Genomic DNA, 14,950 nt, shown 5'->3' with positions numbered 1-14,950 from the left:
GGGCCTCCGTGACCCGCAATATAGGCGCGCGCCCGCTCCGCGCCAGCAGGATTCCAGCGCGGGTGCGTCAATCGGCGCGCAAGCGCTCTGGTCAGTTGCTGGCGGTGCGCTGGCCCGGGCTGTAGAACACGTGAACGCCGATCTTGGCGGTCTGGGTAAACCGGCGCGACCAACTGGGCCGGACTGCCGTGGTGTGATAGTAGGTTGCGCCGCCCGTCAGTTTCTCGGCCACGCCGTCAAGCGCCAGCCGCGCGACCTTGGCGACCCGTTCATAAGCGGCCTTTTCCGCAATGACGTCCTTGCGCCCGTCGCAGGTATAGGTGAACTGGCACTGGTACTTGCGGCCGGTGCCCTGCTTGATGACGCCGCAGGGCGTGTCGGGAAAACGCTCGCTCTGGACCCGGTTCAGGATCACTTCGGCCACGGCGAACTGTCCCTTGACGGTCTCGCCGCGCGCCTCGAAATACAGCGCTTCGGCCAGGCAGGCCCATTGTTCGCCACCCTGAGCCTTGGGCAACTCGTCGATCCACGAACGCGAAAACGACACCTCGACCGGCTCGGGTTCAGATTGCGGCATTAAGGCGTTGAGATAGTCGCGAAAGCGCTTGCCAGAAGACGCGGCCGTGTTACTCTTTTCCACGGTCACACGTTCGTTGCCCCGATCGGCCGAGGAAATATTCGGCACTGCGATGGCAGCCGACAGCACGGCTGTCAGTAGAAATCGTTTCATGTCCAAACCCCCACACAAGGCGTGAACGCCGGTTCCTCCCCAGGCGGCGCATCGGTGCCCCATACCTCAGAGTTGGGCAAAGGTCCAGTTTTAGAGAATTTGCAAGGGTATTTCGACCCAAAACACACAGATTTTTCAGGCGCTTAACGCGCGCCCCGCCACTATATATAGCGGTTCACAGGGGCGCTTACACCAAGTTTATCCGAAATGGCCAATTGTGCCGCAGCCAGCCTGGCGACCGGCACCCGGAAGGGCGAACAAGAGACATAATCGAAGCCGGCCGCCCTGCAAAAGGCGATTGATTCGGGGTTGCCACCATGCTCTCCACAGACTGAAACGGTTACTTCAGGCTTGGCCCGGCGGCCCCGTTCGACACCCAGTTTCAGCAGCTCTCCCACCCCGTCGCGGTCCAGCACATGAAACGGGTCCTCGGTGAAAACGCCCTGCCGCACATAGGCCGACATGAACCGCCCGGCATCGTCGCGCGACAGGCCATAGGTCATCTGGGTCAGGTCGTTGGTCCCGAAACTGAGGAACGAGGCGCAATGCGCGATCTCGTCGGCACGCAGGCAGGCGCGCGGCGTCTCGACCATCACCCCCAGCCGGTAATCGAACTCCTGCCCCCGCTCGGACGCAACGGCAGCCGCCACCGCGTCGATCCGGGCCTTGACCAGTTCCACCTCGCGCTTGGCCGAGACCAGCGGGATCATCACCTCGGGCACCACGGGCTCGCCCCTGCGGCTGGCCTCCAGCGTCGCCTCGAAGATGGCGCGGGCCTGCATGTCATATATCTCGGGCACCGTCACGCCCAGGCGCACGCCGCGCAGGCCCAGCATGGGGTTGTATTCGCTCATCGCCTCGACCCGGCGGGTCACGTCGCTGATCGGAATGTCCAGCGCCTCGGCCAGTTCGCGTTGCCCGGCGCGTGTGGTCGGCAGGAACTCGTGCAGCGGCGGGTCGAACAGGCGAATGCAGACCGGCTTGCCTTCCATGATCCGGAACAGCTGCACGAAATCGTCCCGCTGCATCGGCAGCAGGCGCTCCAGCACCGCCTTGCGGCCCGAGGGCGTGGCGGCGAAGATCATCTCGCGCATCACCGTCAGGCGGCCGGGATCGAAGAACATGTGTTCGGTCCGGCACAGGCCGATGCCCTGCGCATCGAAATTGCGCGCGGTCTGCGCATCGGCGGGCGTGTCGGCATTGGCGCGGATGCCGATGTCGCGCTCGGCATCGGCCCAGGCCATCAGCGTCTGGAAACTGTCGTCCAGCGCCGCCTCCATCATCGCGGGCTCGCCCGCCAGCACCTGCCCGGTGCTGCCGTCGATGGTCAGGATGTCGCCGGTGCGGAACACACGCCCGTCGGGCGCCTTGAGGATCCGCGCCTTGCTCTGGAATTCCATTTCCGAGGCCCCGACGATGCAGGGCAGGCCCAGGCCGCGCCCGATCACCGCCGCGTGGCTGGTCATGCCGCCGCGCTCGGTCAGCACTGCCACGGCGGCATGCATGCCGCGCACATCCTCGGGCGAGGTTTCCCGGCGCACCAGCACGCAGGACTCGCCGCGGGCGGCGCCGGCCTGCGCCTCGGCGGCGGTGAACACGATCTTGCCCGTGGCCGCGCCCGGGCTGGCGGCGATGCCGGTGGTCAGCACGTCGCGCCGGGCCTGCGGGTGCACCTGCCGGTGCAGAAGTTCGTTGATCGAATGCGGGTCGATCCGCATCACCGCCTCCTGCGGCGGAATGATGCCGTCTTCGGCCAGCCGCACCGCGATGCGCAGCGCCGCGCGGGCGCTGCGGGGCACCCGCACCCCGTCGAGAATATGCACATGGCCGTTCTCGATCACGAATTCGACCTGCATCTCCTCGCGGAGTTTCTGACGCATCAACGCCGCGTGCTGCTTGAGCGCGGCAAAGGCTTCGGGCGCCACATCCTCGAGCGAGACGCCGCGCGGATCCTTTTCGAGATAGAGCGCCTCGGCCCCTGCCCCCAGCGCGTCGCGGCCCTGGCTCTGGCTCAGGTAGCGGCCGGTGATCTGGCGCTTGCCGGTGGTGGGATCGACCAGTTGCAACACGCCCGAGCCGCATTCGCCCTGACCGACGCCGGGGATCATCTCCTGCACCACGAGCCCCAGGCCGGCATCGGCGGGCGCGCCCTTGGCCTGGCGCAACAACCGGGCCGAGGTGCCCTCCCACGCCCGCGCCATCGACCGCAGCACCGCGGCCAGCTGTTCGCCAGGATCCTGCGGAAAGCTCTCGTCGGTCTCGTCCTCATAGGCGCGCAGGCTCTGGCGCAGCCCCTCGCGGCCGTCAGCCTCGATCTCGTCGAACACATCCGGATCGAGCCGGGCCACGTGGATCGCATAAGTCTGCACGAAGCGCAGGTAGAGGGCCGCCGCCGCCTCGGCCCCCATCCTGTCGCTGAGTTCGACGAAACGCGCATCGTTCATGCCGATGTTGAGCACCGCGCCCGGCCCGCCCCAGTCGGGATCCTCGGAACTGGGCCGCACGCACAAGAGCGACGTCGGGTCGAACTGGCTGACGATGGCCGGGATATCCGGCAGGTGCCCCTGGGCGATGTCATGCACCGCCGAGAAGGACAGCGCCACGGTACGCGGTACCGGCAGGTCGAGCCGGACCAGCCGCTGCAAACATTTCGCGCGTCCGCCATGGGTGGCAGTGGCCACGGGCGCTGTGGCGGTGATCAGCGTGGTATCGGGATTATTCTGCACTGCGGCACCTTTTGTTTATGTGCAGAATAGGAGCCTTTGGGGCTGGCGCAAGCGCGTTCTGGCCGCATGTCGCGCCAGCCCTGATCGGGGAATTGAGTATTTTTGACCAGAAAGAAGCAGCAGGGTCGACAAGCGACCGGCGCGCGCCGAAACCCGAACGCCGGTTGCCGGGCGCGCCTGCCCTCGGGGCTCCGCCCGTTCGGCGCTGACATCGGTCCGCCGGACCGATGTCCGGGCGCGCCTCACCCCTCGATGCGGGTCAGGTCGGCGACGCTGGAACAGATGCCGCGGATCTGGCTGAGCAGGTTCAGACGGTTGCGGCGCACCACCTGGTTGTCTGAATTGACCTGCACCTCGTCGAAGAAGGCGTCGATCGGGCCGCGCAAGGCGGCCATGGCGGCCATGGCGACGGGAAAATCCTCGGCCTTCAGCGCCGGCTCGATCCGGGCCCGGGCCTGCTCCAGCGCGGCGAACAGCGCCTTTTCGCTGTCTGATTCGGCAAATTTCACATCGGCGCCGAAGGAATATTCCACCCCGTCCTTTTCCTCGGCCTGGGTCAGGATGTTGTTGGCCCGCTTGAAGCCCTGCACCAGGTTCTCGCCCTCTTCGGTGGCGATCACGGCATTCAGCGCGCGCGCGCGTTTGACCAGCAGGTTGAGATCGTCGTTCCCCGCCATCGCGATACAGGCGTCGATCACGTCGTGCCGGATGCCTTCGTCGCGCAGGAAGACCTTGAGCCGGTCGTGGATGAAGGCAAGCAGATCGTCGGAGAGGTCCGGCACATCGCCGGCCAGTTTCTCCAATGCGTCCGGATCGCCCAGCTTTTCCCTGATCGTCTCGAAAGCCGCGCCGAACACGCCATGATCGGCGATTTCCTCGATCAGGTCGCGCAGGGCGGCCTCGCCATTGCTGGCGTGATACCTGTGCCGCAACAGTTGCGCGTCGATGTAGCGATCGAGCGGCATCCGCAGGTCGTTTGCCAGCACCAGCCGGATCACCCCCAGCGCGGCGCGGCGCAGGGCAAACGGGTCCTTGGAGCCGGTGGGCTTCTCGTCGATGGCCCAGAAGCCGGTCAGCGTATCGAGCTTGTCGGCCAGCGCGACAGTGACCGAAAGCGGCGCGGTGGGCACGTCATCGGACGGGCCGAGCGGCGAGTAATGCGCCTGCGCCACTGCGGCAATGGCTGCATCATGGCCGGCGGCTTCGACGTAGTAGCGCCCCATGAGGCCCTGAAGTTCGGGAAATTCGAACACCATTTCCGAGTTCAGGTCGACCTTGGCCAGTTTGGCGGCCTGTTCGGCCCGATCGGCATCGGCACCCGCCAGCGGAGCCAGTTCGCGTGCCAGCGCGGCGATGCGGCGGATACGGTCACCCTGGCTCCCGAGCTTGTTGTGGAAGGTCACGTTTTCCAGCGCCTGCGCCCAGGCGTCCATGCCGGCGCGGGCCACGCGCAGGTCGTTTTCCCAGAAGAACTTGGCGTCCGACAACCGCGCCGACAGAACCTTCTGGTTGCCTGCAAGGATGGTGGCGCCCTGATCGGCGGTTTCGCGGTTGGCGACGGTGACGAAACGCTCGATCCGGCCGGTTTTCGGGTTCTTGACCGAGAAGAACTTCTGATGTTCACGCATGCTGGTTTGCAGCACCTCGGGCGGCAGGTCCAGGAAGGCGTCGCCGATCCGGCCCATCAGCACCACCGGCCATTCGACCAGCCCGGCCACCTCGGCCAGCAGCCCCTTGTCCTCGACCAGTTCAAGGCCTGCGGCAAAGGCCATGTTCTGCGCGTCGTTCCAGATATGTTCGGCCCGCTCGGCCGTGTCCAGCATGACGAAGGCGCGTTTCAGCTTGGCCTGGTAATCCTCGAACGAGGTCACCGCGAACCGCGCAGGCGCCATGAACCGGTGCCCGGCGGTGGTGTTGCCGGCCGCGATCCCGTCGATGTCGAGCGGCACCACCTCGGCCCCGGCCTCGGTCGTCAGGATGCAGAGGATCGAATGCAGCGGCCGCACCCAGCGCAGGCTGCCTGCGCCCCAGCGCATCGACTTGGGCCAGGGAAAGTTGCGAATGGTGTCTTCCAGCACCTCGGCCACGATCTCGGCCGCCGGGCGGCCCGGTTTCTCGATCATCGCGAACCAGACCGCGCCCTTGGGCGTGTCGCGCTCTTCCAGCTGGTCGCGGGTGATCCCGGCCCCGCGCAGGAACCCTTCGACCGCCTGTTCCGGCGCGCCCACCTTGGGGCCCTTGCGCTCTTCGCGGATCGTCGGGCTATTGGCCAGCAGCCCCTCGACGGCGAGCGTCAGGCGACGCGGAGTGGTCAGGGCGGAGGCATGGGCATAGGTCAGACCGGCCTCGACCAGACCATCCGTCATCCGCTTTTTCAGGTCCTCACCGGCACGGGATTGCATGCGGGCGGGGATTTCCTCGGAAAACAGTTCGATCAGCAGGTCGGGCATGGTCGGTCCTTAGAAATTGACGATCGTCTGGATGACAAGCGCATTGGCGATATCCACGAAGAAGGCGGATACAAGGGGGAGCACGATAAAGGCAAGGGGGGACGGACCATAGCGCTTGGTCACGGCGGTCATATTTGCAATCGCGGTGGGGGTGGCGCCCAGCGCAAAGCCGCCGAACCCCGCCGCCAGCACCGCCGCGCGATAGCCACCGCCCATCGTGCGGAACAGCACCAGCAAAATGAAGCCCACGGCAAACAGCGTCTGCGCCGCGATGAGCACCGCCAGGGCAAGCCCGGTCTCGGCGATGGTCCAGAGTTGCAGGCTCATCAGCGACATCGCCAGGAAGGCGCCCAGCGCGAATTCCGAGATCAGCGCCAGCGTTGGCGTCCGCGATACGCGCGGGGCATGCGGAAACAGGGCCGTGCGCAGGTTTCCCACGACGATGGCTGTGAGCAGGCAAGGCACGAAAAGCGGCAGTTTCAGGCCCATCTGATCAATGGTCTCGTGAAGGCCGTAGCCCAGCAGGATCGCCACATTCAGCGTCAGCAGCACCCGCATCAGCGACTTGTGGTCGATCCGGGGCGGTTCCTCGTCCATCTCGTTGGGCAGACCGACGGTCAGCTCCTCGTCCGGGCGGTTCGGTGTCAGCTGGCGGCTCGCCACCAGATAGGTGGCGATCGGCCCGCCGATCAGCGCCGCGATCACCAGGCCCAGCGTCGCCACCGCGACACCCAGTTCGGTGGCCGAGGTCAGGCCGGTCACCCGCGCCACCTCGGGCGCCCAGGCGATGGCGGTGCCGTGGCCGCCGATCAATGCGGCGGAACCGAACAGCACCCCCGACTGCGCCGGAAACCCGAACAGAACCGCGCCCAGAACCCCGATGACATTCTGCGCCACGATGGTCAGCAGGGTGAGCACCAGCAGGATGGCAAGCGGCTTGCCGCCCGCCACCAGGTCACCGAACCGCGCGTTCAACCCGATCCCGGTGAAGAACAGAACCAGCAGGAAATCCCGCCCCGTCAGGTCAAAGGCCAGTTCGATCCCGAACCCGGAATGGAGGCCGAGCACCACCAGCGAGGCCAGCAATCCGCCGGTCACCGGTTCAGGGATGCTGAAGCGCTCCAGAAACGGCAGCCGGTCGTTGATCTGCACCCCGACGAGATAGACCGCCAGACCCAGGGTCACGGTCATGAAGGCCGATATCTGGAGTGTTTCGGTCACCTGTTCCTGTCTTCCGCCTCAATTCTCCGGGCGCGGCGGGCATTCCTCGCCGATCACCGTGCCGTCATAGGCCTTCTGGCCGCAGTTGTTGAGCACATGCCAGGCATATCCCCGCCCGTCCTCGGTGATGGTCACGATCCGGTCGACGCCGTAGTGAACGTTCTTCGCCCCCAGAAAGGCCCGCGCACGGCCGTTTTCCAGCGCCTCGGCGATCTGGCCCGCATCGTAGCAGTCGAACCAGGCAGGCGCTGTCAGCGGCTCGGGATTCTCGGCGGGCGCATAGGCGGCGCTCAGCGCGTCAAGGTCGAGCGTGGTGGTGAAACAGGCGCGATAGCGGATGGGCGAGCTGTCGGCGTCGATGGCCCGGAACCCGTCATAGGCGATGAATTCAGCCGTCTCGCTTCCCTGCGGCACCAAAGTCACTTCCTGTCCCGGGCGCGGCTCGACCTCGTAATAGAAACCGTAGACCTGAAGGTAATACATCGACAGGCCGGCGCCGACCGCGCACAGGGCCAACAGGATGACAAGAACTTTGCCGGTCATTGGTTTCTCCTTGTCCCGTTCCGCCGGTTCCCTTCCCGGACAGAATCGGGTCAGTTGCTGTCTGCGCCTTGATGTAGGACAGCGCCCCCGGATGCCAGCTTTGGCGCCGTTTTTTCCGCCGGATCGTCGAATTACACGCTCAGATCCAGTCCAGATTGACCTTGGTGGGCGCATACCGCTCGGCCATGCGCGACTTCAGCGCCCGGAACCGGTCGCGCAGGTCGGGGAACTTGCGTTCATGGGTCTCGACAAGCGTCACCCGGATCGGCGCAAAGAGATCACGCGCGTCCATCTCTTCGAGGATATCCAGCTCCGCCCCCTCGATATCCATCTTCAAGAGCGCGATATCGCCATGCTCCGCGATCAGCCCCTCCAGAAAGGCGGGAAAGTCGATCATCCCGACCTCGATCGCGTCGCCTGCATCCGCGCTGATGCCGCGCCCGCCGGGCAGCGTGGTGCTCATCACCGTCTTCTTTTCCGGATCTTCGCCGAATGTGGCCGCGCGCATCAGGCCGATACTGCCCGCTGCGACACCCGCCGCCTTGTTGTGCAGGATCACGTTTTCCGCCGCGCCGAACCGGCGTTCCAGCAGCGAAAAGGCATAGGGGTCGGGCTCGAAACAATGCACGGTGGCGCCGGTCGCCGACAGAACCTCGGTCACGTCGCCCACATTGGCGCCGCAGTCGACCACCACGTCGCCGGGCCTCAGCATGGCGGCGGCCCCGGTCATGAACCCCTCGCTCTGCGCCGTGCGCACCTGCCGCTTCAGCTGCCGCCGCGCCTTGCGCAGCTTTTCCTCGTAGCGCTCGCGCGTCGCCTCTTCCATTCGGATGCCCCTGCCCTCGTGTCCTCAGGCGGCAGCATAGCCCCCGGCGGTGGTCTGCACAAACGCATCCGCGCATTGCTTGGCCAGCGCCCGCACCCGGCCGATATAGGCCTGCCGCTCGGTTACCGAGATCACGCCACGTGCATCGAGCAGGTTGAAGATATGGCTGGCCTTGATGCACTGGTCATAAGCCGGATGCGCCATCACGATGCGCTTGCCGGTCTTGGGATCGTCATGGCTTTGCGCCAGGATCGCGGCGCATTCGGCCTCGGCCTCCTCGAAATGCCTGAGCAGCATCTCGGTATTGGCCACGTCGAAATTCCAGCGCGCATATTCCTCTTCGGTCTGCCTGAACACGTCGCCATAGGTCAGCGGAATGGGGGACTGCGGGTCGTTGAACGGCATGTCCATCACGTGGTCGATGCCCAGTACATACATCGCCAGCCGCTCCAGACCATAGGTCAGCTCGCCCGAGACCGGCGCGCAGTCATGGCCGCCCACCTGCTGGAAATAAGTGAACTGGCTCACCTCCATGCCGTCGCACCAGACCTCCCAGCCCAGACCCCAGGCGCCCAGCGTCGGGCTCTCCCAGTCGTCCTCGACGAAACGGATGTCATGCAGGGAGACGTCGATGCCGATGGCCTCGAGGCTGCCCAGATACAGATCCTGCAAGTCGGGCGGGCTGGGTTTGATCAGCACCTGGTATTGATAATAGTGCTGGAGCCGGTTCGGATTCTCGCCATAGCGCCCGTCGGTCGGGCGGCGCGACGGCTGCACATAGGCCGCGGCCCAGGGGGCGCTGCCCAGGGCGCGCAGCGTGGTGGCCGGGTGAAAGGTGCCCGCCCCCACCTCCATGTCATAGGGTTGCAGGATGGCGCAGCCCCTGGACGCCCAATAGGTCTGCAGCCGCAGGATGATTTCCTGGAAAGAGCGCGGAGCGGTGCGGGTCGTGTCGGTCATCGGGCGGCCTCGGGCGCTGTAAGGAACGGATTGCGCCTTTCCTATGCAAGCAGGGGGACAGCGTCAACGGCGCTTGTGACCAGACCGCCGCCCCTGCTGAGGTGATTGCGCCACACCCGGTTTTCCCCTGTTGCCGGCCATGGCATTTGCGCCAATTTCCTGCATAACCTGTGTGAACAATACGTATTTGAAGGTACGGAACCGAAGAATGACCAGACTTTTTGCAGTATTCCTTTCCCTTGTTTCCTTTGTCGCCTCTCCCCTCCTTGCCCAGTCGGATACCGATGTCGTCTGGGTGCAGATCGAAGCCCAGCCCGACCTGCAGACCGCGCGGGCGCGGGCGCAGGACTATACCGCCACCCTGGAAGACGTGGCCGGCTTCTTGCTGGGCAGCGGCTGGTACGGGATCGTGCTGGGCCCCTACCTGCGCCCTGACGCGGAACAGGTGCTGAACGTCTATCGCGCGGAGCGGCGCATTCCGGCCGACAGTTTCATCACCCTGAGCTCCGCGCTCGGCCAGCAGTTCTGGCCGATCGGCGCCAACGTGCTGGGCCAGGATGCGGTGATCGCCCCGGTCGAGCAGGCCGCGCAACCGGCAGCCCCCACGGCGCAGCCCGAGCCCGCCGACGAGACCCTGGCCGAGGCGCGCCGCAGCGAACAGGCGCTGAGCCGCGAGGAGCGGCAGGATCTGCAGATCGCGCTGCAGGCGGCAGGGTTCTACAATGCCGCCATCGACGGCGCCTTTGGCGCGGGCACCCGCCGGTCGATGGCCGACTGGCAGGCGTCCAACGGCTACGAGGTGACGGGCGTGCTGACCACGCTCCAGCGCAAGGCGCTGATGGATCAGTACAATGCGCCGCTGATCTCGGTCGGCATGACCCGGCGATACGATGCGCAAGCCGGGATCGAGATGGACATGCCGCTGGGCGCCGTGCGCTTCAGCCGCTACGAGCCGCCCTTCGCCCATTACGAGGCCACCGGCGACGAGGACATCCGGGTACTGCTGATCAGCCAGCCGGGCGACAAGGCAACACTGTTCGGTCTCTACGACATCATGCAGACGCTGGAGATCGTGCCGCTTGACGGTCCGCGCGAGCGCGACAGCGATAGTTTCACGCTCGAAGGCCGCGGCAAGGGCATCGTCTCCTACACGGAGGCGGCGCTTGAAGGGGGTGAGATCAAGGGCTTCACGCTGGTCTGGCCGCAGGGCGACGAGGAACGGCGCGCACGGGTTCTGGCGGCGATGAAGCAGAGCTTTACCCGTACCGAGGGTGTGCTGGACCCGGCGGCCGGCGGCGAGGCCGAGCAGCGGGTCGACCTCGTGTCGGGCCTGCAGATCCGCAAGCCGCGCCTGTCGCGCTCGGGCTTCTATGTCGATGGCGCGGGCACCGTGATGACCGTGGCCGAGGCGGTGACCGGCTGCACCCGGGTGACGCTGGACCATAACTACGAGGCCCAGGTGATCGACACCGATGCCGGGCTTGGCGTCGCCGTCCTGCGCCCGGCGCAACCAATGGCGCCGATGCAGGTGGCCGACCTCGCGACCGAGGATCCGCGCATCGCCGCCGAGGTGGTCCTGTCGGGTTTTTCCTACGAAGGCATCCTGGGCGCGCCGACGCTGAGCTTTGGCTCGGTGGCGGATGTGGCGGGCCTGCGGGGCGAGATCGAACTGGCCCGGCTGAACCTGATGGCCCAGGCGGGCGATGCCGGCGGGCCGATCCTCGATGCCAGCGGCGCCGTGGTCGGGATGTTGCTGGCCGAACCCGCAACCGGCCAGCAACTGCCCCGCGATGTCAGCTTTGCCGCAAAGGCGCGGGCGCTGCGCGACGTGCTGGCGGTGACCGGCATTCCGGCGCGGGACGCCGGCGACCCTGTCCCGGTCACGCCCGATGAGATCAGCCGGCGCGCCAACGGGATGACGGTGCTGGTGAGTTGCTGGAACTGAAGCCAGGCCCCGAGGGCTGGGGGACCAGTCCCCCAGACCCCCTGGAGTATTTCCGACCAGAAAGAAGCAGGACCGCCACGGCGATCAGGCGTCGGGCAGGTCCGGGGTCAGGCGGATGAGCGTCGGCCCCCGGCGGGACAGTGCGGCCCCGACCTCAGCCTGAATCCCGGCCAGGGTCGCCGGGGCCGCGGCGGCGGCACCGTAGGCCTCGGCCAGCTTGAGGAAATCGGGATTGCGCGCGGTGACCGCGTTGGGCGCGATCTGGGCGCTGAGCATGCTGTCCTCGATCTCCTGAAGCTTGCCGTTGTCCCACAGGAGGATCGGCAGCGGCAGGCCCAGTTCCACCGCCGTGCCCAGTTCCTGCAGCGTATACTGGAACCCGTAGTCGCCGGCGATGGCAACCACAGGCTTACCGCGCCGGGCCACCGCCCCGCCGATGGCGGCGGGCAGCGCATAGCCAAGGGTGCCAAAGCCGGTCGGGTGGTGCCAGTGCCCCGGCAGGGCCATGGTCCAGATCTCCTTGGCGACATAGGCGAACTGGGTCATGTCGGAATAGATCATGGTGTCGGGCGGCAGCGCGGCGCGCAGGGCCTCGGCCACCCGCGCGATACCGGGGCGTTCGGCCTCGACCTCGGCCCGCCAGCGGGTGCGGGCGGCGGCGATTTCCTCGCGGCTCCAGCCGGTGGCGGGTTTCGCCGCCTCGGTCGCGGCCCAGAGCGCGCGCGCGAAACTGTCGGCATCAGCCAGCAGCTTGACCTGGGCGCGCTGACCGTCGGCCAGCACCGAGGGGTCGATATCGACCCGCGCCAGCATCGCCGAATGGCCCAGATGCGGGCGCCAGAGATCGACCTCGGCCAGTTCGGTCCCCACCGCCACCACCAGATCCGCCGAGGCGATCACCTCGGCCGAGGAGGGCCGCGCCAGCGGCGCGCCGAAATCGAGTGGATAGTTCAGCCCCGGCAGCCCGCGCCCGGCACAGGTGGTCATCACCGCCGCGCCCAGCTGGGTCAGGATCTGCCGCCAGAGCGGCGAGCGGGCACCGCCACCCAGGATGAAGAGTGGCCGGCGCGCGAGGTTCAGCAGCGAAACCACCGGCCCGACCTCGGGCGGCACGGCGCGGACCCGCTGCGCCGGCTGGGCCGGAAAGGGAGCCGGATCGGCTTCGGCCTCGAGCGCCGCGATCGGCACCTGGATGTGCTTGGGGCGCGGGCGCGCGGTCTCGAACTCTTCAAAGGCGCGCTCGACCAGCCCATAGGCCGCTTCGGTGCTGCGCGCCTCTTCGGACCAGTCGCAGACCGTGGCCGCCGCGCCGTGCTGGTCGCGCATCTGGTGCAGCTGACCGCGCCGGGCCGCCGTTTCGTCCAGGCAGGAAGAGATCACCAGCATCGGCACCGAATCCGACCAGGCCTGCCCCATCGGTGTCAGGATGTTGCACAGGCCCGGCCCGGTGATCACATAGGCCACGCCGGGCAACCCGCTGGCGCGGGCATAACCGTCGGCCATGAAGCCCGCCCCCTGCTCGTGCCGGGCCAGCACATGGAAGATGCCCGCCTCTTCGATGCCGCGATACATCTCCTGATTATGGACACCGGGAATGCCGAAGATCACCTCGACGCCGCGGTCGCGCAGCATATGGGATATCTGGGCTCCGAGAGGACGTTTCATCAGGCTCTCCAGAATTGTACGGTAAAGAGGACATAGACCGACAGCACCTCGAGCCGGCCGATCAGCATGCCCGCGCTCAGCAGCCATTTGGCGGTATCGTTCAGGCCGGAGAAGTTCCCCGCCGGGCCGATCTGGTCGCCCAAGCCCGGGCCGACATTGGCGATCGCCGTGGCCGCCCCCGACAGCGAGGTGATGAAATCGAGCCCGGTCAGCGACAGCGCCCAGGACAGGATGCCCAGCGACACGATGAAAAAGACGAAAAAGCTCATCACCGAGCTCAGTACATCAGGTCCGACCGCGCGTCCCTGATACCGCGGCAGGAACACGCCATGCGGCGAGCGGATGCGCTGAAGCTGGGTCTTGATCGACGCGAACAGAAGCTGGTAGCGGAAGATCTTGACCGAACAGGCGGTCGACCCGGCGCAGCCGCCGATCAGCCCGATCACAAAGAACATGGTGATCAGAAGCGGCCCCCAGTTCATGTAATCGACACTGGCGTACCCGGTGCCCGAGATGATCGAGGTGATGTTGAACAGCGCCTCGCGGAACGCCTGTTCGTGATGATGCGGAAAGATCGAGGTGAGCACGAAAGTGGTCGCCACCACCAGCACCGCAATGACGATCAGGAATGTCTGGATCTGGCTGTCCCTAAGGATCGGAGTGGAATGGCCGTTCAGCAATTGCACATAGCGCACGAAAGGCAATGCCGCGAGAATCATGAAAAACGACGCCGCGTATTCCGCCGGACCCGAGAAGGTGCCGAACGAGGCGTCGTAATTCGAGAACCCCCCGGTCGACAGCGTGGTCATCGCATGAACCAGCGCATCGAAGAAGCTCATCCCCAGCGCGGCATAGACCGTCAGGCAGGCAACGGTCAGCGCCACATAAATGACGGTGATCTGGCCGGCGATCTCCTGCGCGCGCGGCAGGATCTTGCCCATCGTGTCGAACCCTTCCGAGCGGAAGATCTGCATCCCGCCGACCCGCAATTCGGGCAGGAACACCATCGCCACGACGATGATGCCGATGCCGCCCAGCCATTGCAGGATACCACGCCACAACAAGAGGCCGCGCGGCAGACCGTCCAGCCCCGAGATCACCGTGGACCCGGTGGTGGTCAGCCCCGACATCGCTTCGAAAAACGCATCGACGAACCGCAACTCGGTCGCCCCGAACACAAAAGGGATCGCGCCAAAGATCGGCAGCGCCACCCAGACCAGGGTGGTCAAGAGAAAGGTCTGCTGGATGGTCAGCCCTTCGCGTACCCCGTTGGCGCAACTCAGCGCCATCAGCCCACCGGTCAGCACACTGATGATGCCGCTTTGCAGAAAGACATGCCATTCGCCGCGCCCGTCGAGAACATCGACAAACATCGGGAACACCATCGTCGCGCCCAGAATGGCGACGAGCAGACCGATCACATATCCGACGGGGCGCATGTCCAACATGAGGCGCAGGGTTGGCTTGCGCCACCGCCGGTGTCAAGCAGGCGCGGCCCCATTACCCTTGGGTTTTCGGGGATGCCGACGGCATCGGCGCGGGCGTCGAAGGGGTCTTGCGACGACGCGCGGGCCGGGCGGCCGGCTTTTCGCCGGCCTTCGCTGTCCGGCGGGCCGGCTGTACCGGCGCGTCCGTCTTGGGCGCAGCGGCAACCGGCGCGTCCGCCACCACGGCCGCCGCGGGCTTTTCCGCCTTGGATGCGGCGGCAACCGGCGCATCCGCCACCACGGCCGCCGCAGGCTTTTCCGTCTTGGGTGAGGCGGCAACCGGCGCATCCGCCACCACGGCCGCCGCAGGCTTTTCCGCCTTGGGCGCGGCGGCAACCGGCACGTCCGCCACCACGGCAGCCGCAGGCTTTTCCGCCTTGGGCGCGGCGGCAACCGG

10 protein-coding genes and 1 pseudogene are annotated in these 14,950 nt (G+C 66.4%); 1 reads left to right on the top strand and 10 read right to left on the bottom strand.

Annotated elements, in window-relative coordinates; all coding sequences use genetic code 11:
* Positions 1–91 precede the first annotated feature (91 nt).
* From BLT75_RS15795 to BLT75_RS15765, 7 genes are all read right to left on the bottom strand, one after another.
* Positions 92–730, bottom strand: coding sequence for a cell wall hydrolase (locus tag BLT75_RS15795; protein ID WP_093033804.1), 639 nt, complete (start codon positions 728–730; stop codon positions 92–94).
* A 161-nt stretch (positions 731–891) separates the two neighbouring features.
* Positions 892–3,456 carry a pyruvate, phosphate dikinase gene (gene ppdK, locus BLT75_RS15790; protein ID WP_093033801.1) on the bottom strand — a complete coding sequence of 855 codons (2,565 nt, stop codon included), beginning with the start codon at positions 3,454–3,456 and terminating at the stop codon, positions 892–894.
* Positions 3,457–3,698: 242 nt separating this feature from the next.
* Positions 3,699–5,906: a glycine--tRNA ligase subunit beta gene (gene glyS, locus BLT75_RS15785; protein WP_093033798.1), complete on the bottom strand. Its 2,208-nt coding sequence runs from the start codon at positions 5,904–5,906 to the stop codon at positions 3,699–3,701.
* 9 nt (positions 5,907–5,915) lie between these two features.
* On the bottom strand, positions 5,916–7,127 hold the full coding sequence (gene gltS, locus BLT75_RS15780) for a sodium/glutamate symporter (protein ID WP_218128954.1): 1,212 nt from the start codon (positions 7,125–7,127) through the stop codon (positions 5,916–5,918).
* A gap of 18 nt (positions 7,128–7,145) precedes the next feature.
* Positions 7,146–7,670: a DUF6446 family protein gene (locus tag BLT75_RS15775; RefSeq protein WP_093033795.1), complete on the bottom strand. Its 525-nt coding sequence runs from the start codon at positions 7,668–7,670 to the stop codon at positions 7,146–7,148.
* 139 nt (positions 7,671–7,809) lie between these two features.
* Positions 7,810–8,496: an FkbM family methyltransferase gene (locus BLT75_RS15770; RefSeq protein ID WP_093033792.1), complete on the bottom strand. Its 687-nt coding sequence runs from the start codon at positions 8,494–8,496 to the stop codon at positions 7,810–7,812.
* A 24-nt stretch (positions 8,497–8,520) separates the two neighbouring features.
* Positions 8,521–9,456 carry a glycine--tRNA ligase subunit alpha gene (locus tag BLT75_RS15765; protein WP_093033789.1) on the bottom strand — a complete coding sequence of 312 codons (936 nt, stop codon included), beginning with the start codon at positions 9,454–9,456 and terminating at the stop codon, positions 8,521–8,523.
* A gap of 208 nt (positions 9,457–9,664) precedes the next feature.
* On the opposite strand from BLT75_RS15765, the gene BLT75_RS15760 reads away from it, so the two are divergent.
* Entirely contained in the window at positions 9,665–11,401 is a 1,737-nt protein-coding gene (locus BLT75_RS15760; protein ID WP_093033786.1) for a serine protease, read from the top strand.
* Positions 11,402–11,485: 84 nt separating this feature from the next.
* Here BLT75_RS15760 and BLT75_RS15755 read toward each other — a convergent pair whose 3' ends face one another.
* The 3 genes and pseudogenes from BLT75_RS15755 to BLT75_RS15745 form a co-directional block, all read right to left on the bottom strand.
* Positions 11,486–13,066: a 5-guanidino-2-oxopentanoate decarboxylase gene (locus BLT75_RS15755; RefSeq protein ID WP_093033783.1), complete on the bottom strand. Its 1,581-nt coding sequence runs from the start codon at positions 13,064–13,066 to the stop codon at positions 11,486–11,488.
* Positions 13,066–14,514 carry a TrkH family potassium uptake protein gene (locus BLT75_RS15750; protein WP_093033779.1) on the bottom strand — a complete coding sequence of 483 codons (1,449 nt, stop codon included), beginning with the start codon at positions 14,512–14,514 and terminating at the stop codon, positions 13,066–13,068. The genes BLT75_RS15755 and BLT75_RS15750 overlap by 1 nt, the downstream gene beginning before the upstream one ends.
* A 52-nt stretch (positions 14,515–14,566) precedes the next feature.
* Positions 14,567–14,950: pseudogene (locus BLT75_RS15745) on the bottom strand (hypothetical protein); the annotation flags it as partial.

The organism is Ruegeria marina (genome assembly GCF_900101475.1).
In the GTDB taxonomy this organism is placed as follows: Bacteria; Pseudomonadota; Alphaproteobacteria; order Rhodobacterales; family Rhodobacteraceae; genus Ruegeria_B; species Ruegeria_B marina.
This window is presented reverse-complemented; position numbering and strand designations above follow the sequence as displayed.